At 70.5% G+C, this 24,629-nt stretch carries 24 protein-coding genes and 1 pseudogene; 7 read left to right on the top strand and 18 right to left on the bottom strand.

The annotated features are described in order from the left end of the window. Positions 1 to 11: 11 nt before the first annotated feature. The 11 genes and pseudogenes from ABZ406_RS18080 to paaA all read right to left on the bottom strand — a co-directional run bounded on the left by ABZ406_RS18080 (position 12) and on the right by paaA (position 10,290). On the bottom strand, positions 12 to 377 hold the full coding sequence (locus ABZ406_RS18080) for an NADH-quinone oxidoreductase subunit A (protein WP_007454588.1): 366 nt from the start codon (positions 375 to 377) through the stop codon (positions 12 to 14). Positions 378 to 511: 134 nt separating this feature from the next. Continuing rightward, positions 512 to 1,789 carry a geranylgeranyl reductase family protein gene (locus ABZ406_RS18075; RefSeq protein ID WP_112585680.1) on the bottom strand — a complete coding sequence of 426 codons (1,278 nt, stop codon included), beginning with the start codon at positions 1,787 to 1,789 and terminating at the stop codon, positions 512 to 514. A 139-nt stretch (positions 1,790 to 1,928) separates the two neighbouring features. After that, the gene (locus tag ABZ406_RS18070) at positions 1,929 to 2,153 is read right to left on the bottom strand and encodes a hypothetical protein (RefSeq protein WP_238679899.1); all 225 of its coding nucleotides are present in this window, start codon (positions 2,151 to 2,153) and stop codon (positions 1,929 to 1,931) included. 86 nt (positions 2,154 to 2,239) lie between these two features. After that, a complete protein-coding gene (locus ABZ406_RS18065) occupies positions 2,240 to 2,950 on the bottom strand; it encodes a demethylmenaquinone methyltransferase (protein WP_357762561.1) in 711 nt (236 codons plus the stop codon). An 813-nt stretch (positions 2,951 to 3,763) separates the two neighbouring features. Beyond that, positions 3,764 to 4,795: pseudogene (locus tag ABZ406_RS18060) on the bottom strand (cell wall anchor protein); the annotation flags it as partial. 377 nt (positions 4,796 to 5,172) lie between these two features. Beyond that, on the bottom strand, positions 5,173 to 6,363 hold the full coding sequence (gene mqnC, locus ABZ406_RS18055) for a cyclic dehypoxanthinyl futalosine synthase (RefSeq protein WP_357762559.1): 1,191 nt from the start codon (positions 6,361 to 6,363) through the stop codon (positions 5,173 to 5,175). A gap of 211 nt (positions 6,364 to 6,574) precedes the next feature. Continuing rightward, positions 6,575 to 7,684 carry a 1,2-phenylacetyl-CoA epoxidase subunit PaaE gene (paaE, locus tag ABZ406_RS18050; RefSeq protein ID WP_357762555.1) on the bottom strand — a complete coding sequence of 370 codons (1,110 nt, stop codon included), beginning with the start codon at positions 7,682 to 7,684 and terminating at the stop codon, positions 6,575 to 6,577. Continuing rightward, positions 7,681 to 8,157 (bottom strand): 1,2-phenylacetyl-CoA epoxidase subunit PaaD, encoded by a 477-nt coding sequence (gene paaD / locus ABZ406_RS18045; RefSeq protein ID WP_357762553.1) that lies wholly within the window; start codon positions 8,155 to 8,157, stop codon positions 7,681 to 7,683. The genes paaE and paaD overlap by 4 nt, the downstream gene beginning before the upstream one ends. A 53-nt stretch (positions 8,158 to 8,210) precedes the next feature. Beyond that, positions 8,211 to 8,936, bottom strand: coding sequence for a 1,2-phenylacetyl-CoA epoxidase subunit PaaC (gene paaC, locus ABZ406_RS18040; protein ID WP_357762550.1), 726 nt, complete (start codon positions 8,934 to 8,936; stop codon positions 8,211 to 8,213). Further along, positions 8,933 to 9,217, bottom strand: coding sequence for a 1,2-phenylacetyl-CoA epoxidase subunit PaaB (paaB, locus tag ABZ406_RS18035; RefSeq protein ID WP_091395615.1), 285 nt, complete (start codon positions 9,215 to 9,217; stop codon positions 8,933 to 8,935). Before paaB ends, paaC begins: the two co-directional genes overlap by 4 nt. Beyond that, positions 9,214 to 10,290, bottom strand: coding sequence for a 1,2-phenylacetyl-CoA epoxidase subunit PaaA (paaA, locus tag ABZ406_RS18030; RefSeq protein WP_357762545.1), 1,077 nt, complete (start codon positions 10,288 to 10,290; stop codon positions 9,214 to 9,216). The genes paaB and paaA overlap by 4 nt, the downstream gene beginning before the upstream one ends. 372 nt (positions 10,291 to 10,662) lie before the next feature. Here paaA and ABZ406_RS18025 point away from each other — a divergent pair, with 372 nt between their 5' ends. Beyond that, on the top strand, positions 10,663 to 11,655 hold the full coding sequence (locus ABZ406_RS18025; protein ID WP_357762542.1) for a hypothetical protein: 993 nt from the start codon (positions 10,663 to 10,665) through the stop codon (positions 11,653 to 11,655). Next, positions 11,655 to 12,617 (top strand): hypothetical protein, encoded by a 963-nt coding sequence (locus tag ABZ406_RS18020; protein WP_357762539.1) that lies wholly within the window; start codon positions 11,655 to 11,657, stop codon positions 12,615 to 12,617. The genes ABZ406_RS18025 and ABZ406_RS18020 overlap by 1 nt, the downstream gene beginning before the upstream one ends. Positions 12,618 to 12,635: 18 nt before the next feature. On the opposite strand, the gene ABZ406_RS18015 is transcribed toward ABZ406_RS18020, so the two are convergent. Genes ABZ406_RS18015 through ABZ406_RS18005 form a run of 3 tightly spaced genes read right to left on the bottom strand, consistent with a single transcriptional unit; the run spans position 12,636 to position 15,445 of the window. After that, positions 12,636 to 13,487 carry a menaquinone biosynthesis protein gene (locus ABZ406_RS18015; protein ID WP_357762536.1) on the bottom strand — a complete coding sequence of 284 codons (852 nt, stop codon included), beginning with the start codon at positions 13,485 to 13,487 and terminating at the stop codon, positions 12,636 to 12,638. Further along, a complete protein-coding gene (locus ABZ406_RS18010) occupies positions 13,439 to 14,821 on the bottom strand; it encodes an MFS transporter (protein WP_357762533.1) in 1,383 nt (460 codons plus the stop codon). The genes ABZ406_RS18015 and ABZ406_RS18010 overlap by 49 nt, the downstream gene beginning before the upstream one ends. Positions 14,822 to 14,863: 42 nt before the next feature. Further along, the gene (locus ABZ406_RS18005) at positions 14,864 to 15,445 is read right to left on the bottom strand and encodes a helix-turn-helix domain-containing protein (protein ID WP_357762530.1); all 582 of its coding nucleotides are present in this window, start codon (positions 15,443 to 15,445) and stop codon (positions 14,864 to 14,866) included. A gap of 381 nt (positions 15,446 to 15,826) precedes the next feature. On the opposite strand from ABZ406_RS18005, the gene ABZ406_RS18000 reads away from it, so the two are divergent. Together ABZ406_RS18000 and ABZ406_RS17995 are read left to right on the top strand one after the other, a co-directional pair. Next, positions 15,827 to 17,077, top strand: coding sequence for a DUF222 domain-containing protein (locus tag ABZ406_RS18000; RefSeq protein ID WP_357762527.1), 1,251 nt, complete (start codon positions 15,827 to 15,829; stop codon positions 17,075 to 17,077). A gap of 1,000 nt (positions 17,078 to 18,077) precedes the next feature. Next, positions 18,078 to 20,327 carry an AAA family ATPase gene (locus ABZ406_RS17995; protein WP_357762524.1) on the top strand — a complete coding sequence of 750 codons (2,250 nt, stop codon included), beginning with the start codon at positions 18,078 to 18,080 and terminating at the stop codon, positions 20,325 to 20,327. On the opposite strand, the gene ABZ406_RS17990 is transcribed toward ABZ406_RS17995, so the two are convergent. The 4 genes from ABZ406_RS17990 to ABZ406_RS17975 are packed head-to-tail and all read right to left on the bottom strand — an operon-like array spanning position 20,316 to position 22,599. After that, complete coding sequence (locus tag ABZ406_RS17990) at positions 20,316 to 20,927, bottom strand: hypothetical protein (protein WP_357762522.1); 612 nt, start codon at positions 20,925 to 20,927, stop codon at positions 20,316 to 20,318. The genes ABZ406_RS17995 and ABZ406_RS17990 overlap by 12 nt on opposite strands. After that, on the bottom strand, positions 20,924 to 21,271 hold the full coding sequence (locus ABZ406_RS17985; protein WP_357762519.1) for a YbaB/EbfC family nucleoid-associated protein: 348 nt from the start codon (positions 21,269 to 21,271) through the stop codon (positions 20,924 to 20,926). Before ABZ406_RS17985 ends, ABZ406_RS17990 begins: the two co-directional genes overlap by 4 nt. Positions 21,272 to 21,280: 9 nt before the next feature. Then, complete coding sequence (locus ABZ406_RS17980; protein WP_357762516.1) at positions 21,281 to 22,207, bottom strand: WXG100 family type VII secretion target; 927 nt, start codon at positions 22,205 to 22,207, stop codon at positions 21,281 to 21,283. Continuing rightward, entirely contained in the window at positions 22,204 to 22,599 is a 396-nt protein-coding gene (locus ABZ406_RS17975) for a type VII secretion target (RefSeq protein ID WP_357762514.1), read from the bottom strand. Before ABZ406_RS17975 ends, ABZ406_RS17980 begins: the two co-directional genes overlap by 4 nt. 135 nt (positions 22,600 to 22,734) lie before the next feature. Between ABZ406_RS17975 and ABZ406_RS17970 the strand changes: the two genes are divergently transcribed. The 3 genes from ABZ406_RS17970 to ABZ406_RS17960 are packed head-to-tail and all read left to right on the top strand — an operon-like array spanning position 22,735 to position 24,625. Beyond that, a complete protein-coding gene (locus ABZ406_RS17970) occupies positions 22,735 to 23,379 on the top strand; it encodes a transporter (protein WP_357762511.1) in 645 nt (214 codons plus the stop codon). After that, positions 23,376 to 23,687 carry a transcriptional regulator gene (locus ABZ406_RS17965; protein WP_357762508.1) on the top strand — a complete coding sequence of 104 codons (312 nt, stop codon included), beginning with the start codon at positions 23,376 to 23,378 and terminating at the stop codon, positions 23,685 to 23,687. The genes ABZ406_RS17970 and ABZ406_RS17965 overlap by 4 nt, the downstream gene beginning before the upstream one ends. Beyond that, complete coding sequence (locus tag ABZ406_RS17960; RefSeq protein WP_357762505.1) at positions 23,684 to 24,625, top strand: ABC transporter ATP-binding protein; 942 nt, start codon at positions 23,684 to 23,686, stop codon at positions 24,623 to 24,625. Before ABZ406_RS17965 ends, ABZ406_RS17960 begins: the two co-directional genes overlap by 4 nt. The last annotated feature ends 4 nt before the right edge of the window (positions 24,626 to 24,629 follow it).

Raw genomic sequence — 24,629 nt, 5'->3', positions numbered from 1 at the left:
ACGTTCCTTCCTCAGTCCCAGTCCAGGCCGCCGCGCCGCCACACGTAGGCGTACGCAACGAAGACCGCGACGATGAACAGGACCATCTCCACGAAGCCGAAGATCGGCAGAGCGTCGAACGAGACCGCCCAGGGGTAGAGGAAGATGATCTCGATGTCGAAGACGATGAAGAGCATCGCCGTCAGGTAGAACTTGATCGGGAACCGCCCGCCGCCGACCGGCTGCGGGCTGGGCTCGATGCCGCACTCGTAAGCTTCGAGTTTGGCCTTGTTGTAGCGACGGGGACCGGCGAAACGCGCGGCGCCAACGGAAAACAGCGAGAACGCCGCGGCGAGGGCGAACAGCCCGATGATCGGTGCATAAGGCGAGAGCGACATCGTTTTCTCCTGCTCGTCCTTCCCTGCCCTCGGTGCTTGACGAAAATCACACTATTCACGTCCCTCGCAGTGGCAGTCGGCGGGGGTCGATCTTTGTCAGCATCGGGCCTTGACCAGCGCCGATGCCGTCCTATTTACACGGCTGGGGCGGCTTTCGTCATCGCGTTGATGACCCGATCCATCGCGTCCCCGCCACGCGGGTCGGTCAGGTTGGCCAACAGCTTGAGCACGAAACGCATCAGCGTCGGGTGCGGCATGCCGTGTTTGGTGGCGATCCGCATGATCTCGGGGCGGCCGATCAGTTTCACGAAGATGCCGCCCAGCCGGTAGTAGCCGCCGAGCCGGGCCTTCAGCTCGTTCGGGTACGCCAGCAGCGCGCGCTCCCGCTCCGGGCCGGCCGGCCGGGCGAGGGCCTGGACCATGACCTCCGCGGCCAGTTCGCCGGACTCCATGGCGTACGCGATGCCCTCGCCGTTGAACGGGTTGACCATGCCGCCCGAGTCACCGACGAGCAGCACACCCCTGGTGTAGTGGGGCACCCGGTTGAAGCCCATCGGCAGCGCGGCACCGAGGATCGGGCCGTCGGCGTTCGTCTCGTCGGTCATCCCCCAGTCTTCCGGGGTGTTGGCGAGCCAGTCGGTGAGCAGCCGGCGGTAGTTGGTCTTGCCGAACGCCGAGGACGAGTTGAGCACGCCGAGGCCGACGTTCACCCGCCCGTCGCCGAGGCCGAAGATCCAGCCGTACCCGGGAAGCAGGTTGTCGCCGCTGTCCTTGCTGCGCAGCTCCAGCCAGGACTCCAGGTAGTTGTCCTCGTGCTTGGCCGGGGAGCGGTAGTAGCGGCGGACGGCCACGCCGATCGGCCGGTCCTCCCGCTTGGCCAGCCCGAGCGCGAGCGGGAACCGCCCGGAGACGCCGTCCGCCGCGACGACGAGCGGCGCGTGGAAGGTGGTGGGCTCCTTGCCCGGGCCGACCTCAGCCTCGACGCCGGTGACGCGGCCGTCGCCGTCGAGCACCGGGCCCAGCACGTTGACGCTGGTCCGCAGCTTCGCGCCGGCGGCCACCGCCCGTTGGGCGAGCAGGTCGTCGAAGTCCAGTCGGGTGCGCACCAGACCGTAGTTGGGGAAGCTGGCCAGCTCCGGCCAGTCCAGTTCGAGGCGCACCCCACCGCCGATGACCCGCAGGCCGCGGTTGTGCAGCCAGCCGGCCTCGGGCGAGGTGTCCACACCCATCCGGATGAGCTGGCGCACCGCGCGCGGGGTCAGCCCGTCGCCGCAGACCTTCTCCCGGGGGAACTCGGTCTTCTCCAGCAGCAGCACCCGTACGCCATGCCGGGCCAGGTGGTACGCAGTCGCTGATCCACCGGGACCGGCGCCTACGACGATGACGTCGGCGTCGTGTTCCACCGCGGTCATTCGCGCCTCCTCCCGCACGCTCGTGAAATGCTTCACAAGCCAGACGGGACGAGTGTATGACCGGCGTCATACCAGCGCAGGATCAGGGGTACCTAACTCGCTGATGTGACAGTTCCCCACCGTCCACAGCGGTCAGGTGTCAGGCCGAGCTGGCGGCGTCCAGGCCCGCGTCGACCCGGATCGTCTCCGGCAGATGTTCGCGGAGCGCCCCGCCCGCCGCCCGGTCCAGCGCCGCCAACACCTCGGCGACCACCTGCCGGACCTCCACCGGGTCGGCCCCGGCCAACTCGCGCAACTGGGCGATGAGTTCGGCCGCGTCGTCGTCGGTGGCGGCCACCGGGTCCGCCGGGTCTGCTCCGGTCATGCGATCAAGCGTACGGGGCAAAGTGGACTAAAGCCTGATATTAGCGGAACCTGAACAATGTCCATGCCCACTGGTGCGGCGGTCCGCTACTCGCGGATCCCCCGGTGCAGGGCCACCACACCACCGGTCAGGTTGCGCCACGCCACGCGGCCCCACCCGGCCGCGGCCACCCGGCCGGCGAGCGCGGACTGCGCCGGCCAGGCCCGGACCGACTCGGCGAGATAGACGTACGCCTCGGGGTTGCTCGACACCGTGCGGGCCACCGCCGGCAACGACCGCATCAGGTACGACAGGTAGACCGTCCGGAAGACCGGGTTGACCGGGGTGCTGAACTCACAGACCACCAACCGCCCACCCGGCCGGGTCACCCGGGCCAGCTCACGCAGCGCCGCGTCGGTGTCGTTGACGTTGCGCAACGCGAAGGAGATGGTCACCGCGTCGAAGCTGGCGTCGGCGAACGGCAGTCGCAGCGCGTCACCAGCCAACAGCGGCACCTCGGGCCGGGACCGCTTGCCCGCGTACAGCATGCCCAGCGACAGGTCGGCCCCCACCGCGTACGCCCCGGACTGGGCCAGCTCACGCGTCGAGACGCCGGTGCCCGCGCCCACGTCCAGCACCCGCTCACCAGGCCGCAGCCCGAGCGCCGCCCTGGTGGCCCGGCGCCAGGAGCGGTCCTGGCCCAGCGAGATGACCGTGTTGGTCAGGTCGTAACGCTCTGCCACGCCGTCGAACATCGCGGCGACCTCGTGCGGCTGCTTGTCCAGACTGGCGCGCTGGCCCTGCGGGGTACGGCTCACCCCTTCACTCTGCCAGCCGCCCGCCAACCGACGCTCGCTGGGTGGCGCCGCACGCGTGAGGGCGGGGTGGTCGCCCACCCCGCCCTCACGTTCCTGACCCTCCGGTCGGAACGCCTGTTGCCATCACACCTGTCGCGGTCGCGCCCCTCCCGCCCGCGACCGGTCAGCGTGCCGGTGTCAGTCGGTCGACTTCTCGTCGGACGGCGAAACCAGAACCACCTTGCGGCGTCGGGTGAGCACCAGCAGTGCCCCGCCCACCAGCAGGATGATCACACCGATCCCACCGATCAGCCCGACCTGCACACCGGTGACCGGCAGGCCGCCACCACCCGAACCACCACCACCGGAGCCGCCACCGGCACCCGGCGAGACGGTGGTGCCCGGCGTCGGCGTACCACTCGGGTTCGGCGTCGGGCTGACCGTCTCGGTCGGCGTCGGCGTGACCGTCGGGCTCGGCGTCGCCGTCGGCGTTGCCGTGACCGTCGGGCTCGGCGTTGCCGTCGGCGTCGCGGTCGGGGTCGCGGTCGCGGTCGGCGTTGCCGTCGCGGTCGGCGTCGGCGTCGCGGTCGGCGTCGGCGTTGCGGTCGGGGTGACCGTCGGGCTCGGCGTCGGCGTCGCGGTCGGGGTGACCGTCGGCGTCGGGGTCGGCGTCTCGGTCGGGGTCGGCGTCTCCGTCGGGGTCGGCGTGACCGTCGGCGTCGGGGTCGGCGTCTCGGTCGGCGTGGGCGTCTCCGTCGGGGTCGGCGTGACCGTCGGCGTCGGGGTCGGCGTCACGGTCGGGGTGACCGTCGGCGTCACGGTCGGGGTGACCGTCGGCGTCGGGGTCGGCGTGACCGTCGGGGTGGGCGTCGGCGTCGGTTCCACTGACTGGTCGACGAAGACGTCGAAGATCGCCTGGTTGTCGCCCTCGTCCACCTCGGTGAAGGTCTTCCGCTGAGCGGTGCTGGCCCGTCGCGGCTGCTCCTCGGGCTGGCCCGCTGCCGCGTCCAGACCGTGCGCCACCAGTTCGCCGACCCGCAGCACGGGCTCGGTGACGTCCTTGCCGACTGTCACCCTGATGTCCGCCGTGTAGTAGTCACCGGGCCGGATCACCGCGCCGTCGTCCTGACAGAGCGCCTGCACCACGCCGAAGGTCTGCGTGGTGCACGTGTCCGGCAGGGTGTCGAACGTGACGCCCGCCGGGAGGGTGAGCACGTAGGCGAGGCCGGTGGCCTTGCGGCTGCCGTCGTTGTAGACCGCCCAGTCGACAGGCACCGTCTCGCCCGGCCGCACCGGCCGCAGGTCGGGGTCGTCGCCGTTGACGCCGTTCAGCACGACGTTCGCGTTGACGTCCTGCACCCAGCTGGTCAGGTCGTACCCCGGCTCGGTGACGGTGATGTCGTGCGCGACCCTGTTGTCTTCCTTGTTGGGGTCCTCGGTGGTCGAGCGGATGGTGACCACCAGGGTGCCCGCGGCACCCTTGCCGCCGGTGGAGAAGATCGGGATACCGAAGTCCTCGCTGGTGCCGGCGGCCAGGTCGCCGAGGCGGCAGGTGAACTTCGTGCCGTTCACCCGGCAGCCGTCGGGCACCACTACCCGGACCTTGTTCGTCTTCAGCTTGCTGGTGTCCACTGTGTAGCTGACACCCTTGGCGTCTTCCTCGCTCCGGGTGTTGTCGACGGTGAACTTGAACGGCTTGCTCTTTGCCTCAGTGACACCCTTGGCCAGGTTGTAGCTGACCGGCACCAGGGCCAGATCGGCCTGCTCGGCCGCCAGCACCGGGGCGGCGACGGCGGCGATGCCGCCGGCCGCGAGCAGCGCCACGACACTGGCGCGAACCAGCGTCGAGCGGTGGAACGCTGTCATCAGTCCCCCGGGGGGTAGGGAAGAAAGAATGGTTGCGGAACGAGCGGACGCTATCGGAGGCCGATCTTCCACGCCAGCAGGCGGACCCGTTTTCATCCGTCCGGCCCGAGCTGGGCAGACAGTACGGGCGGGATGGTCACCCATCCCGCCCGTACTGCCGTGCGTTATATGAACGACCCGCAGCGGGCCGATGGAGGACAGCCCCCTCCGTCGACGGTGGCGACGGATATGAGCCGGGACGCTAGCCGCCGACGATCATCTCCACCAGCCCCGAACCGGAGAGCCTGACGCTGCGGCGGCGGGGACCACCCGTACCGCCGGGGGGTGATCCGGCGGGAGCACGAGCGTCGATCAGCCGAACGGCCGGGCGTCGACAGTCAGCTGACGTCGACCAGGGGCAGGGGTCGGCCAGCGCCGCCGCCGGGCAGCGCGATCGAGGAGAAGTGCGAGACCACCCGCTCGTCGGTCGGGTCGTCAGCCGGCGTGTGGTGCACGGCGAGCCGGTGGTAGAGAGTGTCGCGCTGCGCCGGGATCCGGTCCGCGGAGCGGATCATGCCGATCAGCTCGTGCAGGTTGGAGCGGTGCCGGGCACCGGCGGAGGAGATGACGTTCTCCTCGAGCATGATCGAGCCGAGGTCGTCCACACCCATGTGCAACGCGAGCTGACCGACGTCCTTGCCGGTGGTCAACCAGGAGGCCTGCAGGTGCGGCACGGTCTCGAAGAAGAGCCGGGCCACCGCTACCAGGCGCAGGTATTCCAGCGTGGTCGCCTGGGTGCGGCCCTTCAGGTGGTTGTTCTCCGGCTGGTACGTCCACGGGATGAAGGACCGGAACCCGCCGGTGCGGTCCTGCACGTCCCGGATCATGCGCAGGTGCTCGATCCGCTCGGCGTGCGTCTCGCCGGTGCCCATCATCATGGTGGCCGTCGACTCGATGCCCTGCCGGTGGGCCAGCTCCATGACCTCCAGCCAGCGCTCGCCCGACTCCTTCAGGGGCGCGATGGCCCTGCGCGGCCGCTCGGGGAGCATCTCCGCCCCGGCGCCGGCGATCGAGTCCAGGCCGGCGGTCTTGATCCGGGCGATGGCCTCGTCCAGGCTCACCCCGGAGACCTTCGCCATGTGCAGGATCTCGCTGGGGCCGATCGAGTGGATGACGAGCTGCGGGTACGCCTGCTTGACCGAGGAGAACAGCTCCTCGTAGTACTCCACGCCGTAGTCCGGGTGGTGCCCGCCCTGGAGCATCACCTGGGTGGCGCCCAGCTCGACCGCCTCGCCGCACCGGCGCAGGATCTCCTCGGTCGGGTGGGTCCACCCTTCCTTGTGCTTGGGCGCGCGGTAGAAGGCGCAGAACTTGCACGCCGTCACGCAGACGTTGGTGTAGTTGATGTTGCGGTCGATCAGGTACGTGACGACGTTGTCCGGGTAGCGTCGCCGACGCACCGCGTCCGCCGCCTCGCCCAACGCGTGGAAGGGCGCCTCGGTGTAGAGCAGCAGCGCCTCCTCGGGCGTGATCCGCCCACCGTCCGCGCCGCGCTGCAGGATGTCGTCGATCTCCCGGCTCACCGTCACAACCCGAGCCTACGCCGGTCACACGCCATGGCCCTGAGGGGTGCTGAGGGCTGTGATCCGCTCCGCACACGCAAGGATCGCGCTGGAGCGGGGTCGCCACCAAACCCTCCCCGCCGATCTTGCACTTCCTGTCGCGACACATGGTGCATTCCGCGCATGTCGACGACCGAAACTGCAAGATCGGCGGGGTGGGGGCGGCTGAAACGCACCGTCAGGCGTCGTAGTCGACGGTGAGCTTGTCGGTGGTCGGGCTGGACTGGCAGGTCAGCACATAGCCGGCGGCCAGCTCGTCGGGCTCCAGGGCGTAGTTCCGGGCCATCGTGACGGCGCCGTCGACGACCTTCGCCTTGCAGGTCGAGCAGACGCCACCCTTACAGGCGTACGGCAGTTCGCCGCGCACCTTCAGCGCGGCGTCAAGCACCCGTTCCTCGCGGCCCATCGTGAAGCTCGACGACCGTCCGTCGAGCACTATCGTCACCTCGGCCCCGGCGCCCGCCTGGTCGACGGGTCGGCGCACCGGCTCCGGCGGCGCGTCGACATGGAACAGTTCGGTGCGCACCGCCGACTCGGGCAGCCCGCGCCCGGTCAGCACTTCCCGGATGTCGACGACCATCCCGTACGGGCCGCAGAGGAACCACTCCTCGATCAGGTCGCCCGGCACGATCGTGTCCAGCAACCGGCTCAGCCGCTCGGTGTCGATCCGACCGGAGAGCAACGGCGCTTCGCCCTGCTCCCGGGAGAGGACGTGCACCAGGTGCAGCCGGGTGGGATAGCGGTTCTTCAGGTCGGCCAACTCCTCGGCGAACATCACAGTGTTCGCCGTGCGGTTGCCGTACACAAGGGTGAAGGTGCTGGCCGGCTCGACGGCCAGGGCGGTCGCGACGAGCGCGAGCACCGGGGTGATGCCGGAGCCGGCGACGACCGCGCCGTAGTGCCGGGTCCGGTCCGGCGCGAACGCCGTGGTGAACGTGCCCAGCGGCGGCAGCACCTCGACGGTGTCGCCCCCGCGCAACGCCCCACAGGCGAAGGCCGAGAAGGCACCGCCGGGGATCTCCCGCACCCCGATCCGCAACCGGCCGTGCCGGGCCAGGTCATCGGGGGTGGAGCAGATCGAGTACGACCGGCGCACGTCCGTGCCGTCCTCTGCGGGCCGCCGCACCGTGAGGTGCTGACCGGCGCGGAACGCGAACGTTTCCCGCAGTTCCTCGGGTACGGCGAAGGTCACCGCCACGGAGTCGTCGGTGAGCCGGTCGACGGCGGCGACTGACAACGGGTGGAAGACCGGCCGGCGGCGAACCGGGCGGGTGATGGTGACAGTCACAGCGCCTTCAGGTGGTCGAAGGGTTCGGAGCAGGAACGGCACCGCCACAACGCCTTGCACGCGGTGGAGCCGAACCGGCTGACCTGCTCGGTGTCCGGCGAACCGCACTGCGGGCAGCGGACCGCGAGCGTCAGCGACACGACGCCTGCGGTGGGCACCGGGGCCGGCGGGGCGATCCCGGCGGCGGCAAGCTTGGCCCGCCCACCCTCGGAGATCCAGTCGGTGCTCCACGGTGGGCTGTAGACGGTCTGGACCTCCGCGTCCGGGTAGCCGGCGGCAGCGAGCGCGCGGCGGATGTCCGCCCGGATCACGTCCATGGCCGGGCAACCGGTGTAGGTCGGGGTGATGGTGACGGTGACCCGACCACTGGCCGGATCCTCCTCGACCGCGCGCAGGATGCCCAGCTCGTCGATGGTGATGACCCGGATCTCCGGGTCCACCACACTCGCGGCGGCCTCCCGCGCGTCACTCACCCTGCCGTCTTCGTTCGCGACTGCGGGGCTCCGCTGCGCTGCACTCCTCGCGCTCACCACTTCGCTCCGGGGTGGGCGCGGTGCAGCACCTGCATCTCCGCCAGCAGGTAGGCCAGGTGCTCGGTGTGCACGCCGGCCCGCCCGCCGGCCGGGGCCCAGGCACCATCCGGCCTGGTGAGCGTCGCCTCGGCCAGGACCGGGCCGACGACCTCGTCGAACGCCTGGCGCAGGGTGGCCGGGTCGACCGGGGCCGCCGGGTCCGCGGCGAACAGCTCATGGGTGTACGGCCACACGTGGTCGACGGCCGCCTGCATCCGACGATGCGACTCCTCGGTGCCGTCACCGAGCCGCTTCACCCACAGCGCGCCGTGGTCCAGGTGGTACGCCGACTCCTTGCGCGCCTTCGCGCCGATCGCGGCCAACCGCTCGTCGGCGCAACCGGCCAACGCCGCGTACAGCGGCAGTTGGTACGCGGCAAGGAAGAACAGCTTCGCCATCGTCACCGCGAAGTCGCCGTTGGGCAGCTCGACCATCAGCGCGTTGCGGAACTCGCGGTCGTCGCGCAGGTACGCCAGCGCGTCCTCGTCCCGCCCGGCGCCCTCCAGCTCAGCCGCGTACGACAGCAGCAGGCGCGCCGCGCCGAGCTGGTCGAGGGCGATGTTGGCCAGCGCGATGTCCTCTTCCATCTCCGGCGCGCGGGTGGTCCACTCGGCAAGCCGCTGGGCCGCCACCAACGCGTCGTCGGCGAGGGCGAGGGTGAAGTCGAAGGGCCCGTTCACAGGTGGGCCACCCCGTCCGGCACCTCGTAGAAGGTGGGGTGGCGGTAGACCTTGTCGGCGGCCGGGTCGAAGAAGGCGTCCTTCTCGTCCGGGCTGGACGCGGTGATCGCGCCGGCCGGCACCACCCAGATCGACACGCCCTCCTGCCGGCGGGTGTACAGGTCACGGGCGTTGCGCAGGGCAAGCTCGGCGTCGGGGGCGTGCAGGCTGCCGACGTGCGTGTGTGACAGCCCTCGTCGGGCCCGTACGAAGACCTCCCAGAGCGGGGTGTGTTGCGTCATGCTGCGACCGTCTCCTTCTGTCCCGCCCGCTTCGCGGCGTACGCCGCCGCGGCCTCGCGTACCCAGCTGCCGTCGGCGTGCGCGGCCCGGCGGTGGGCGATCCGTTCGCGGTTGCACGGCCCGTCGCCGGAGATCACCCGCATCAGCTCGTCGTAGTCGGGCTGGGTGTAGTCGTACGCCTGCCGCTCGTCGTTCCAGCGCAGGTCGGCGTCGGGGATGCGCAGCCCGAGGATCTCGGCCTGCTGGACGCACATGTCGACGAAGCGCTGCCGCAGGTCGTCGTTGGAGAAGCGCTTGATCTTCCAGGCCATCGACCGGGCGGAGTGGGTGGAGTCGCCGTCCGGCGGGCCGAACATGGCCAGCGACGGGTACCACCACCTGTCCACCGCCTCCTGGGCCATCGCCTGCTGCTCGGGAGTGCCGTGCGCCAGGGTGTGCAGGATCTCGTACCCCTGCCGCTGGTGGAACGACTCCTCCTTGCAGACCCGGATCATCGCCCGGGCGTACGGGCCGTAGGAGCAGCGGCAGAGCGGCACCTGGTTGACGATCGCCGCGCCGTCCACCAGCCAACCGATGGCGCCCACGTCGGCCCAGCTGAGGGTGGGGTAGTTGAAGATGGAGCTGTATTTCTGGCGGCCGTCGAGCAGCAGTTGGACCAGCTCGTCGCGGCTGATGCCGAGGGTCTCGGCGGCGGCGTAGAGATAGAGGCCGTGACCTGCCTCGTCCTGCACCTTGGCCAGCAGGATCGCCTTGCGCTTGAGTGACGGCGCCCGGCTGATCCAGTTGCCCTCCGGCTGCATGCCGATGATCTCGGAGTGGGCGTGCTGGGCGATCTGCCGGATCAGCGTCCGTCGGTACGCGTCGGGCATCCAGTCTCGGGGCTCGATCTTCTGCTCGGCGTCGACCACCTCGGCGAAGTACGCCGCCAGGTCCTCGTCGGGCGCGGGCCCGCCACGTCGCCCGCGTGCCGCCGCTGCCCTCAGCTCGGCCTCGGCGGCCTCGACCTCGCCCAGCAGGCCGCCGGGCGAGTCGTCCGGGGCGCCGTTCGGGGCGGAGAAGTCGTTGCCATACATGAGGCTAAGTGTTACAGCTTGCGCCACGTTGCACCAGGGGGTGTAACAGGAATCCGCGCATCCCATCTGTAAGCGGATGAGTGCTTTGCGCTACTTGACGGCCGACGGCTCGCCGTGACGTAGGCCACGAAACAAAGATGAATCGCTGCAAAAACCTCATACCGGCCCCATATCCCGCCTTTGTCCCAGGTTGCCTAGTGTCGAACCCTGGCGGCCGGCCGGACCGGACGTAGACTTCTGCCGGACAACCGATCGGCTGCCAGCATCGACATCTCCACAGAGGCCACCTCCCCCGGCCTCGGCGATCGCACCCGATTCGTTCCCGACGAAAGGCCGGTCCCCCCGGCCCCGACATCTGGAGTTCACCCACTCATGCGATCTCGCGTGACCCTGGTGCTCGCCATCGCGGCGGTCGTGCTCGGCGGCGTCCTACTGGTCCCCACCGCCTACGCCCGGCTCGCCAGTGACGACAACAGCGGCGGCAGCGGCGGAGGCGGCACGACGAGCGTCTCCGCGCCCGCACCCGCCCCACCGCCGCCGCCAACCCTGGCGGCCGGCCCGGTGTCGGTGAGCTTCACTGGTGAGTTCTTCTCGTGGGCTCTGCTGGATCGGAAGACCGGCAAGATCTCCGGGTCGCCGAACATGACAGCGACCAGCTCCACCGAATCGATGATCAAGGCGTGGATCGTCTCCGACTACCTGCGGCAGCTCGGCAACAAGGAGCCGTCCACGGCGATGAAGGAGGCGGCTCGAGTCGCCATCATCGACAGCGACGACGGAGCGGCCAACAAGGTCTACGCTGCCGCCGGCGGCTCGTACAAGCCCTCGACGAGCAGCGTCCCCGACCCGGTGATCCAGCGGGCGATCAAGATCTGCGGGCTGACGGACACCAAGCGCGGCAACGTCAAGCCGTACACCGGCTTCTGGAGCTTCACCCGGATGTCCCCCCGCGACGCGGCCCGGGTCGGCGACTGCATCGCCGACGGTAAGGCCGCCGGGCCGAAGTGGACCAAGTGGGTGCTGGACCAGATGACCAAGGTGAGGGGCACCACCGCGAAGAAGGACCAGAAAAGCTCGTCCGGTGGTGGCCGCTGGGGAATCATCGACGGCCTACCCAAGTCGATCACCGCACAGGGCCCGGTCAGCATCAAGAACGGCTGGACCCCCATCTACGGCGACGGCGACTGGCACGTCAACTGTCTCGCCGTCACCGGCAAGTGGAGTCTCGCGGTGATGCTGCGCTACCCGATCAGGACCGGTCTGGACTACGGCGCGAAGGTCTGCGCCAGCGTGGCCACCCAACTGGTCACTCCGCAGCCCGGCGCCGCGCTCAAGGTGCCGCAGCAACCGGTCGGGAAGCTCTGATGGCCGGCAACCGTCGAGTCGACCGGCGCAACGGCGGCGAGACCTCCCCGATCCGGCTGATCGCCGTCGCGGTCATCCTGATCGGGCTGGTCCTGGTGTCGCTGCGGCTGCTGCCCGGGTCTCCGTTCGAGTCGTCCGCGGCGGCGAAGTGGGGCGACGCCGGGTCCGGCACGAGCGACCGCCCCACCGGCGCCGGCACCGACCGCAGCGCCCGCCAACCGTCCTCGCCGTCACCGAGCCCCAGCCCGTCGTTGGCACCGCTGCCGTTCGTGGCCAAGGACCTCGACCTGAACATCGACGGCTGGTATTCCTGGAGCGTCCTGGACCGCCGAACCGGAAAGATCATCGGTTCGAAGAACATGGGCGAGACCAGCACGACCGCCTCGATGATCAAGGCCTGGATCGTCGCCGACTACCTGCGCCGCGCGGCCGACGCCGGCGAGACCCCGAGCGCCGCGAAGCTCGCCGACGCGACCCGGATCATCCGGGACAGCGACAACACCCGAGCCGAACAGTTCTACAACCAGGTCGACCGGGACGCCTCGATCAAACGGCTCATCTCCATGTGCAAGCTGACCGACAGCAGCGTCGCCCCCGACGGCGGCTGGAGCCGCACGGCGCTCTCCCCCCGGGACACCGCCCGGATGGGCAACTGCATCGCCACCGGCACTGCCGCCGGGCCGAAGTGGACCAAGTGGCTGCTCAACGAGATGAAGCTGGTTCGCGGTGCCGGCGACTTCGGCATTCGCAAGGCCTTCCCGGCCGCCGAGCAGAAGACGATCGCCATCAAGAACGGGTGGATCGACCGGACCAGGGAGCAGGAGATGCACATCAACTGCCTGGCCATCGGTGACACCTGGACGATGGGCGTGATGGTCAAGTACCCGATCAACATGGGCTACGACTACGGCATGAAGAACTGCGAGAAGATCACCGAAGCCCTGCTCCGCCCCGGCACCTGAGCCGCTGACGGGCCCGGGTCAGCCGGCGAAGAATTCCGGGCCGCCGTCCGGCAGCGCTGGGGCCTCGCCGATGGCAGCGGCCCGCCGGGCCCACTCGCGCAGCCCGGCGACCTGCCGGTCGCCGAGAGAGAAGTCGAGGGTCCGGAAGTACGTGGCAAGCGTCGCCGCGTCGAAGGTCTCCCAGCGGGCCGCCGACTCGGCGACCTGGTCCAACTCTGCCAGGCAGAGGTCCCGGGAACGCAGGAAAGCCTCGTGCACCTCCTTCACCAGGCCCGGGTGGGCAGCGGCGAAGTCACGGCGGACCGCCCAGACGGCGAAGACCATCGGCAGGCCGGTCCAGTCCCGCCACGCCTGCCCAAGGTCCGTGACCGTGAGGCCCTTCTGCGGCGCCTCGTAGTACGCCCGCAGCGCCACGTCCCCGATCAGCACTGCGGCGTCGGCCTCCAGCAGCATCTGGGTCAGATCCGGCGGGCAGCGGAAGTACTCGGGCCGCACGCCGTACTGCTCGGCGAGCAGCAGCTGCGCCAGCATGACCCCGGTCCGCGAGGTCGAACCGAGCGCCACCCGGGCGCCGTCCAACTCGCCGAGGGGTCGGGTGGAGACCATGTTGACCGAGAGCACCGGCCCGTCGCTGCCCACCGCCAGGTCCGGCAGGAGCAGCAACTCGTCGGCGTGCTTCAGGTACTCCAACAGCGTGATCGGGCCGATGTCGAGGTCACCGGCGACCAGCGCGGCGCTCAACCGGTCCGGTGCGTCCTTGTGCAGGTCCACGTCGAGCAGGGCACCGGAACGCATCAGACCCCAGTAGATGGGCAGGCAGTTCAGGAACTGGATGTGCCCGACCCGCGGGCGTTCGATGCGCTCAACCATGGCCCGACCGTATCCCCGGCGGCTGGCTCCGGCTCGGCGGGCCGGCCCGGAGTGGCCAACCCCGCACTCGACGACCCTCGTACCGCCCGGCTCACGACCGGCACGAAGGCCAGGACCACCAGCAGCCCGACCACACCGGTGCCGGCGATCAGCGGCCGAGGCGGGACGACAGCGAGCAACGCCCCGCCGACCAGGAAACCCGCCATCGAGCCGCCCTGCACGGCCGCCCCGAAGCTGGCGTACGCCCGGGCGCGCATCGCCTCCGGCACCCGCCGAGCGAGGAGGATGTTGGCGAAGACGTTGTCGCCACCGTTGGCCGCACCCCCCACCAGCCAGAGCGGCACCAACACACCCGCCGCCGGCACTGTCGCCGCGAACAGGACCATCAGGCTGCACACGGCCAGGGTGACCAGCACCCCCCGTACCAACGCGCCGTCGTCGTCGAGCCGCCTGGCGAGGCGTACGGCAAGCCAGCTCCCCGGCAGCATGCCCGCCATCCACGCGGCGCTGACCAGGCCGTACGTGGTCGGCGAACCCCCCAACGTCTCCCTGATGAAGAAGACCTCGATCACGTTGATGCCGCCGATGGCAGCGATCACCACTGCGGTGCTCACCACCATGACGAGCATCAGCGGGTCGCGGCGCAGCCGCCAGTCGATCCCCGTACCCCCGGCGGTTGTCACACCGCCCGAGACGGCTCGGCTGCCAGCGGCGGCGGCCGGGCTGCTCGCGGCGGCCGGGCTGCTCGCGGCGGGTCGTCGGCCGCCGCGTCGGGTGCGCAGCAGTAGGCCCGCGACCACGAGCGCCAGGTAGGTAACGGCATCAAGAAGCAGCGGTACCCGGGTGCCGAACTGCCCCACCAACAGGCCGGCCAGTACCGGGCCACCGAGCGCACCGAGCGAGACGGCGGTCTGGCTGATCGCGCTCGCTCGCGGCAGGTCGGCCCGGCGGACCATCGTCGGCAGCAGCGCCGCCAGGCAGGGTTGGGTCACCGCGAGCCCGCAGGCCAGCAGGGCGACGAGCCCGACCACCAGGACCGGCTGCTCGACGACGGCGAGGAGCGCGCAGATGGTGGCCTGCCCGAACCCGATGGTCACCAGCAGGGTACGGCTGTCCACCCGATCGGCGAGTCGGCCCGCGAGTGGAGCGAGCACCACCAGAGGCAGCGTCGCGGCCAGCAGCAGCCCCGACACGGCCAGCCCGCCGGCACCCGCGCCCTGCAGGGCCAGCGCCAGCGCGGTCGCGGCGAGGAAGTCACCGCAGATCGTGGTGCCCCGGGCGGCGGCGGCGATCCAGACGTCCGCCCATCGCGACTCGTCACTTGTGAAGGACATACTTCGAAAATAATCCTTCACAAGTGCTTCATGCAAGCCTGACTATGCCAACGGCACCGTCCGGTACTGCACAGCGACAGTGCGCGCACCCGACGGTGGCTCGCCCCGCCGCCGCGGGTGGTACGGCCGGAGCAGCGCCAACACCGCCTCGTTCAACTCGGCCAACTCCTCGGCCGTGAGCAGCACCAACGTGTCGCTGAACAGAGCCGTGTCGTACCACTCGGCCGGCTCGTCCCGGGCGCGCCGCAACCAGTCCCGGGTACGCTCCATGGCCCGAACCGCATGCGCCTCCACCAGCGCCTCCTCGGCCGCACGCGCCTCCGGCCCCGCATCATGACCAGCCTCGACCAGCACACTCGTACTCGGCACCCGCCACAACCGCTCGCGCGCGTCCCCCCGGCTCGGCGCCTGCTCGACCAACCCGAACTTCGCCAACGCGCGCAGGTGATAGCTGGTCGCACTCGGCGACAGCCCAACGATCTCGGCGCACTCGGTGGCGGTCCCACCGCCCTCGCGACTGTTCAGGTACTCCATGATCGCGATCCGAGCCGGATGAGCCATCGCCCGCATCACCTGCGGGTCGCTGATCGTCATCCGGCGCGAATCGGAGCGGGCCTCGGTCATAGGCCCATGATCCCGCCAGGCTCCCCAACCTGCCATCACCCCCACGCCCCCGCCCGAACCCGCTCGCCACAGCCGCACTTCGACGTTCGGCTGCGAGCGGGCGGTTTGACGGCAGGCGCGACTCCGCAGGGTGACCTATCCAGCGGGCGTGGCGGCGCGGCACGGCGGCGGGGCGCGGCACGGCGGCGCGACACGGTGCGGGACGGCACGGCGGCACGGCGGCACCGCGAAGCAGCGAGTGGTGGGGCGGTGCGGGCGAACGACCGAGCGAGGCGGGGCCGGCGCGCGGGCTCGACTGTTCGCAATGATCAACGAATTTTCGCAAGCTTCATCGATCAACATCATCGTAAAAGTGTCGTACGTCAGTTCTATTCTGGCTCCATGTTGGAGGCGTTGGGGCAGGTGAAAGGTGCGGTTGACGACTGCGCCGACACCATGCTCTGGGGGCTCTCCGATGATCAGCTGCTCGCTTCTCTCGACGCGACTCAGGTGCTGGCGCAGCGGCTGGCAACCGTTCAGCTCGGCCTGGTCCGCGAGTTGGACGGTCGCGGGCTGGCGGTCGCTCAGGGCGCCTCGTCCACGGCAGTCTGGCTGCGGGATCGGCTCCGGCTCTCCGGTCGCGGTGCGCGCCAGTTGGTCCAGCTCGCCGCCACCATCGAGGCTGCCCCGCCGGCGGTGCGCGACGCGCTGCTCAGCGGTGCAATGACAGTCGAGCAGGGGCGAGTGGTGGCCGAGACGATCGCCGCCCTCCCGGTCGACGTCGGTCCCGAAGTGACGGACAAGGCCACTCAACTCCTGGTCACCTGGGCTGACCGTTTCGATCCGACAAGCCTGAGCCGGCTCGGCGAACGCGTCCTCGCGCACGTCGCCCCGGACCTGGCCGTCCAGGCTGAGCTCAAGGCCCTGGAGCGTGCCACCGAGCGGGCCGAGGCCCGTCGGCACGTCACGCTCTCCGAGCAACAGAACGGGCAGGTACGCCTCAGCGGCAACCTCGACACCGAAACCGCGAGCCTGCTCCGCGAGGCGATCGACCCGCTCTGCGCCCCGGCCGGCGAGCACGATGACCGCAGTCCTGGTCAGCGTCGCGCCGACGCGTTGGGTGAGATCTGCCGACTGGCGCTGCGTACCGGCCAACTGCCCGACAACGGCGGCGACCGCCCTCAGCTGGTGTTGACCGTGTCGTTGAACGAGCTGGTCAACGGCGTACGCGCCGGGACACTGGAGACCGGCACCCGCCTCACGCCCGGCGCGGTCCGCCGCCTGGCCTGCGACGCTGGCGTGCTGCCTGCTGTGCTCGGCGGCAACAGCCAGATCTTGGACGTCGGGCGGCAGCGCCGGCTTTTCACCGGTCCGCTGCGGCGCGCGCTTGTTCTACGAGATGGCGGTTGCGCCTTTCCTGGTTGTGATCGGCCGCCGAGGTGGTGCGACGGCCACCACGTCCGACACTGGGCCGACGGTGGGGTGACGGCGCTGGGCAATGCGGTGCTGCTCTGCGGCTACCACCACCGGCTCATCCATCGTGGCGACTGGACGGTCCGAATCGCGGCGGACGGCCGACCCGACTTCCTGCCACCCAGTTGGCTCGACCCACTGCGCGCCCCACGTCGCAACCTCTACCACCTGCGCTGCTGATGCTGTCAGGCACGCCAACGCCGCCCAAGACTCCGCCCATGACCCGCGACGGCGACGAGCAGCCAGCGCGCGAAAAGCGCGCACAACGAGCCAGCAACGCACGACGAGCCAGCAACGCACGACGAGCCAACAGCGCGCGACGAGCCAGCAGCGCGCGACGAGCCAGCAGCGCGAACGACGAGCCAACAGCGCAAGACGAGCAATGAGCAGCAAGACAGCGGCGAGCAATGAGCGAGCACGCGAGATTCCCGCTGGCCGTTGTAGCCCCAAGCCGCATCTCCCGGTGATCGACTCGACATCCTGGAAACCGGGGCGTCACACCGGCTTGGACGCCGCGACTTCATGAAGACCGAGTCGATCACAGTGCCCATGTCAGCGCGGCGTGAGGAAATACGGCCTGCTGGGCCGGTTGAGGTTGCGACGCCCAGCGCGAGACGTGGCCGAGGCACGGCACCGCGTGAGTGACGACTGGGGCGTGGTGCCTCCGAAACGGCGAGAGCCCGTCACGCAGCACGGCCCGAGGCACGACCGGAACGCCGGCCCCGACGCGGCAAAGGCCCGTCACGCAGCACTACCCAAGACACAACCAGAGCGCGGCGCCCCCAACAGCAAAGGCCCGTGACGCAACACCGCCCGAGACACGACCAGAGCACGGCGCCCCGAGCGATAAAAGCCCGTCACGCAGCACGGTCCGAGACATGGCCTGCGGCATGGTCGCCTAGCAGCATTCGACCTCGGCATCGGGTTCATCCCATTGCCGCCTCGATGCCGCGACGTCCGTCAACACGCCACTTCGGCGACTTCCCAGCGGCGACACGCCTACTCGGATGAGTGGTCGTGTCGGTAATTCGCTGGATGCGACGGGTCGGGGAGCGTAGGGTTGCAGCCCGCTTGACGGCCGAGGTGAGCTGCACCGGCACGGACGTCTTCGCGCCGGGCGGCCGGCCATCCGCCCCCGGACACGCGAGCGCGCAGCAGATGTGAACGATGGGACGTCAGCATGCCCGCACTTGACCTCGACACCCAGCTCGGCACCGATCTCGACGCGGACCTGGCCGCTGAACGCGCACACCTCACCACCTCTCGGGCGGCACTCGCTCGGATGCGGGAGCGGGCCGAGTCTCTGTTCGCGACCGGTGATCAGGTGGCCGGCGACGCGTACGCGGCCGAGACCCTCGGTCGCACCCTGGCCCGCCGGGTGGCCGAGCTGGCCGACGACCCGACCACTCCGCTCTTCTTCGGCCGCCTCGACTTCGCCGACGCCCCGGACAACAGGACCAGCAGCAGCACGAACAACGACACCACAGGCAGCGGGAACACGAACAGCGACACCACAGGCAGCAACACCACGGACCGCAACACCACGAACAGCGACACCACAGGCAGCGACACCACGGACGGCCGCACAACGAACTCCACGACCACGATCGACCCGACCGCACCCGACGGCGGCGACGATCATTACGGGCGGCGCTATCACGTGGGGCGGCGGCACGTCACCGATGAGCGTGGCGAGCCGTTGGTGCTGGACTGGCGGGCGCCGGTTTCCCGCTCGTTCTACCGGGCGAGTGTGCGGGATCCGCAGGGGGTGGCGGTCCGGCGGCGGTTCGGGTTCAGCAATGGGGTGCTGACCAGCTTCGAGGATGAGCGGCTGGATCGGGGCGAAGAGCTCGGCACGTCGAGTCGGATCCTCACTGCGGAGATCGAGCGTCCGCGCGTCGGGCCGATGCGGGACATCGTCGCCACGATCCAGCCGGAGCAGGACGAGTTGGTCCGGGCCGACCTCGCCGATTCGATCTGTGTGCAGGGTGCCCCGGGTACGGGGAAGACGGCGGTGGGTCTGCACCGGGCCGCGTACCTGCTCTATCTGCACCGGGAGCGGTTGCGGCGGGCGGGCGTGCTCATCGTCGGGCCGAACCGGGCGTTCCTGTCGTACATCGCGGCGGTGTTGCCGGCGCTCGGGGAGGTCGAGGTCGCGCAGGCCACGGTGGAGGAGTTGATCTCCCGGGTGTCGGTCCGGGCGGTCGAGGAGCCGTCGGTGGCCGCGCTCAAACACGACGTACGGATGGCGAGCGTGCTGCGGCGCGCGGTGCAGGCGCAGATCGGTGCCCCGACCGAGTCGATCACCGTGTCGGACGGGTCGTTCCGCTGGCGGATCGGGGTCGAGCCGTTGCACCGGATCGTCGAGGAGACCCGCCGGGAAGGGCTGCCGTACGGCACGGGTCGGGAACGCGTCCAGGCCCGGGTGGTGAGCCTGCTGCAACGGCAGGCCGAGGCGCGGCGCGCCGAGTCGCCAAGCGATGCCTGGTTACGCCGGATGAGCCGGTGCCGGCCGGTGCTCGACTTCCTGGACGCGGTCTGGCCGGCGCTCACCCCGGAAGGGGTGGTGCACTCTCTGTTCTCCGATCCGGCCCGGCTCGCCGCCGCGGCAAACGGGCTGCTCAGCGACGCCGAGCAGGCGCAGCTCACCTGGGCGAAGCCGGGCCGCACGCCGAAGGCGACCCGCTGGACCACCGCCGACGCGGTGCTTGTCGACGAGGCGACAGGTCTGCTGGAACGGTTCTCCGGGTTCGGGCACGTGGTGGTCGACGAGGCGCAGGACCTCTCGCCGATGCAGTGTCGGGCCATCGCTCGGCGCAGCGAACACGGCTCGGTCACGCTTCTGGGTGACCTCGCTCAGGGCACCGCGCCGTGGGCGGCGACGGACTGGCGGGAGTCCCTTGCCCACCTGGGCAAGCCGGACGCGGTGGTGGTGCCGTTGACAGTCGGTTTCCGGGTGCCCGCCGCTGTCGTCGCCTTCGCGAACCAGCTGCTCCCGGCGCTCGCTGTGGACGTACCCCCGGCTGAGTCGCTGCGCCACGACGGCGGCCTGGACGTGCGAACGGTGACCGACCTGACCGCGGCGACGGTGGCCGAGGTGCGGGCGGCGCTCGCGCACGACGGCTCGGTCGGTGTGATCGCGGCGGACGATGCGGTCGACGGCCTGCGCGCGGCGCTCGCGGAGGCCGGTGTCGAGACCGCGACCGCCGACGACGTGGCCGCCGCGGAGCGGGTCACTGTGGTGCCGGCGACGCTGGTCAAGGGCCTTGAGTACGACCACGTGGTGGTGGTCGAGCCGGCCGCGATCGTCGCGGCCGAACCGCGCGGGCTGCACCGGCTGTACGTGGTGCTCACCCGGGCGGTGTCCCGGCTGGCGGTGCTGCACGTCGCGCCGCTGCCCGCCCCGCTCGTCGGCGGGTCAGCGGGCTGACAGGGCCGCCGCGATCTCCTTCAGCGGGCGACCGGAGTCGGCGAGCGGCACGTGGAACGACAGCCACGACCCGTCGGCGAAGTCGAGCCGCAGCCGCTTCCAGTTCAACCGGTACCTGCCGAAGCGGGCGGTCACTGTCGGGCGCGGTACGGACCCGAGCAGTTCGATGTCGGACTGCGCCACTGCGTCCGCGGCCGAGTTGGAGAGCAGCCCGACGGGTGCTGTCGCGCCGAGCACCACCTGTGTGTCGGTGACCGCCAGTACGAGGGTTCGGAGGCCGGAGCCCTTGCCCGCCACTGTCAGGGCGTGGTGCAGCACTGATGCCTGGGAGCCTGGCTCGCCTCGACCTCCGACGCCGAAGAAGAGCCAGTCGACGGCGTTGTCCGCCCGACCGAATGTGATGTTCGGTGACAGCACGTTGAGCAGTACGCCCAGGAAGCCCGGCCCACCCGTGGCGGGCGGGGTCGACGGCTGCGGGGGCGGCGCCGGGGTCAGCCCACCGCCCGCCCGAACCTGGGCCACCGCGCGAACCTGCTCGCCGACCGGCAGCAGTCGGGTGAGCCCCTCGACGTACCGTGCCTGACTCTCGTCGACGGTCATCGGCGCTCCTCGTGGTCGCCGGGTTGGCGCGGGCTGGTGCCCGGCTCGCCGATGACCTCGCCGACCAGCTCTCTGACCAGGGCCGCGGCGGCCTCCTGCGCCCGGTTGGCGGCAGCGGTGAACTCCTCGGCCAGGGTGTAGGAGTCCAATCGCATCGCCCGCGCGTTCAGCTCGGTAGAGACGATCTTGCCGTCGGCGGCGGCGGTGACCCGGACCAGCCCGGAGTCGCTGACACCCTCGGCGCTCGTCTGCTCCAACTCCGCCATCCGATCGGCGAGTTGCCGCTGCCATCCGTCGAGGTTGCGAGCCAGCGCCTCGATGCGGTCCAGGGCGGGGAAGGTCATGGCTGCCTCTCAGTTCACGATGGAGTCGAAGACATTCTGCACACCTGTGGTGTACGGGCCCAGGTCTTCGCTGTACGTGCCGTCCACCAGGTAGTTGCGGTCCTTGTGCCCGTCGGAGATGTCGTGCAGGCCCACGCCGGTGTCCAGCAGGGCACCGCCGAAGCCGGGGATGTTCACCGGTGAGACCTGGTTGATGACGAACTTGCCGGGGAAGAGCGTTTTGAACTTCTCGATCTGGAAGGCGCGCCCCTCTGCCGTCCAGCCGCTCTTGCTGACCAGCTTGTACTGCTTCTTTCGCTTCTTGATCTCCATGACGGTCTCCGCGTACTTGCGGAGCTGCCCGGCGACCTTGCCCAGCCGGGCGGCGAGGCGGGTGAGCACCTCGGCGAACCGAGCGACGATCTTGACCATCCGACCCACTGTGGTGGCCAGCCGGGCCAGCACCCGGACCACTGTGGCGGCCAGCGAGACGCCGGCGCTCAGCGCCGCCGCCACCGCCGCGATGATCACCTCGGTGAGGAACCAGAGCAGGAACTCGAGGATCAGCTCGACCAGCAGGTTGAACGCGTCCACCGCCGCGTTCGCGGCCTCGACCAGCACGTCCTTGGTGCCGTCGAGCCCCTGGGCAAGCTCCTCGATCGCCGCCTCGACCGACTCCATCGAGGCGTGGAAGCTCTCGGCGGCGTCGCCCGTCCACGCGCCGCGCAACCGGGCCCGGTCGGCGATCTGGTCACCGGCGATCTCGCGGACCGCCGCGCCGGTGTCCAGGCAGACCTGGGCGGCCCGCATCAGGTCGTCCGGTTCGCCGGCGACGAGCTCCAACAGCTGCTCGAACGGCCAGAGCACCGCGTTGGAGAGTGGCTTGAACGGGTCGGGCGTGCCCGACACGATCTGCTCGAAGTAGGTCTTGTTGCGCTGCAACGCCTCGGTGCTCACGCGGGCACCGGCCCGCTCGGAACGTCGGCGCCACCGGACCAGGGGCCTGGCGTCATGACGTCGGGGGCGGGCGGGCGGCCGGGCACGAACAGGTCGGTGTTGGCCACGTCGGTGCCGGTGTAGGCGGCGGCGGTGTCGCTGACCCCTTCCGCGATGTCCGCCATCATCTCGGCACCGTCGGCGAGACCCTGCAGGCACGCCTCGAACTGCTCGGCGTACGTCGCCGCGAGGTTGAAGGACGCCGGCATCACCCCGAAGGCGTGCCGGGGCACGTGGCCGTCGCCGAAGGCGCGGTGCAGCTCGCTGAAGCGGGCCGCCCGGTCCCTGGACCCCGCGGCGAACGCCGTCAGGGCCTCAGGCTGGACTTCCAGCTCATTGATCGGGCTTGACACGAACCCTCCCCTGTGGCCTGTGCGACGGATCAGTCGCCACGACACCCCACCATAGGCACTGCTCGCCGGGATCGGGGGTCCCGCCCGGCGATGACGGGGCAACCGCCTTCGACTTTGTGCCGTAAAGTAGTTTGCGTGGACCTCGACGACGATTCGCCACCCATCGACGCCGCAGCGGCGCTCCAGCTGATCCAGGACCAACGGTCGGCGACGGCACGCCGGCTCGATCCCGATGCGCGCCTGCTCTACTGGCCCTGGGGGGTCGCCTGGCTGATCGGCTTCGGGCTGTTCTTCCTGCGGTTCTCCCCCGGTGACCGGGCGCTTGTCGCACTGCCCAGCTGGCTGCCGCTGACCGTCCTCTTCGTCCTGCTGGCGGCCGCCGGAGCGACCCAGGCGGTGGTCAGCGTGCGGGCCTACGGCCAGGTGATCGGCGACTCCGCCCGGCGGGGCAAGTGGTACGGGTACGCCTGGGCCCTCGGCTCGGTGAGCGTCTACGCGGGGCTGGGCCGCATCTCCGAGCACCTGCCGCACGACCTGGCGGCGCTGCTCTGGTCGGCGACCGCCGTCGGGCTGACCGGTGCGCTGCACATGGCCGGCGGGGCGGTCTGGCTGGACCAGGACCTGTTCCGGCTCGGCGTCTGGATCAGCGTGATCAATCTGATCGGGGCGATCGCCGGCCCGGGCTGGCACCCACTCGTCGTGGCGGTGGCCGGCGGCGGCGGAATGCTGGTGGCCGGCGCGCTCGCCCGGCGGCGACAGCGACTGCGGCAGCAGCCGTGACCGAGCTGGACCCGGTCATCCACGCGCAGGCCCGGCTGCGGGTGGTGGCCAGTCTCTCCACTCTCAACGTCGGCGACCGGATCGCGTTTCCCCGCCTACAGCAACTGCTCGCGATGACCGCCGGCAACCTGTCGGTGCACCTGCGCAAACTCGAGGACGCCGGCTACGTGGAGATCAGTAAGACCCATCGCGGACGCACCCCGGCGACCATGGTCGGGCTCAGTCGGCGCGGCAGGCTGGCGTTCGAGGAGTACACCGAGACGATCCGCACCCTGCTCGACCCCATCCCGTCGAAGGAGCAGCCATGACCCTCGCCCGCGCCGACCAGGCCAGCCGCCGGTACGGCGACGTCCTCGCCCTCGACCGTGTCGACCTGGAAGTTCGGGCCGGTGAACTGGTCGGCCTGCTCGGGCCGAACGGCGCCGGCAAGAGCACCCTGATGAACCTGCTGATGGGTCTGCGCCGCCCCAGCTCGGGGCGGGTGGAGCTGTTCGGCGGCGACCCCCGCGACCCGGCCAGCCGACGGCAGATCGGGGTCACCCCGCAGGAGACCGGCCTGCCCGGCACTCTGCGCGTCGGCGAGGTCGTCGACTTCGTCTCCGCGCACTACAGCGACCCGGTGCCCCGGGCCGAACTGCTCGACCGCTTCGGCCTTGACGACCTGGCCCGACGGCAGACCGGTGGGCTCTCCGGAGGGCAGCGGCGCCGGTTGGCGGTGGCGTTGGCATTCGTCGGTCGACCCCGGTTGGTGCTGCTCGACGAGCCCACCACCGGCCTGGACGTGGCCGCCCGGCACACCCTGTGGGACGCGATCCGGGCCTTCCACGACGACGGCGGCACCGTGCTGCTGAGCAGCCACTACCTGGAGGAGGTGGAGGCGCTCGCCCACCGGGTGGTGGTCATCGGGCAGGGTCGCGTGCTCGCCGACGACACAGTGGACGCGGTACGCGGCATCGTGGGCGTACGCCGGGTCAGCCTGGTCGCCGATCACCTGCCCGACCTGCCCGGGGTGGTCCGCAGCGAACGGGTCGACGGTCGACTGCACCTGCTCACCACCGACGCCGACGAGCTGGTCCGAGCGCTGGTCATGACCCAGACCCCGTTCACCGACCTGGAGGTACGGCCGACCTCGCTGGAGGAGGCGTTCCTCGCCATCACCAGCGGAGACGCGCCCAGCGGAGCCGTACCCGCCGGAGCCGGCCGACCCACCACCGCCGCTGCCGGCGGCCAGCCCACCACAGTCTGAGGAG

Origin of the sequence: Micromonospora sp. NPDC005710 (genome assembly GCF_040630995.1) — a bacterium.
GTDB lineage: Bacteria > Actinomycetota > Actinomycetes > Mycobacteriales > Micromonosporaceae > Micromonospora.
This window is presented reverse-complemented; position numbering and strand designations above follow the sequence as displayed.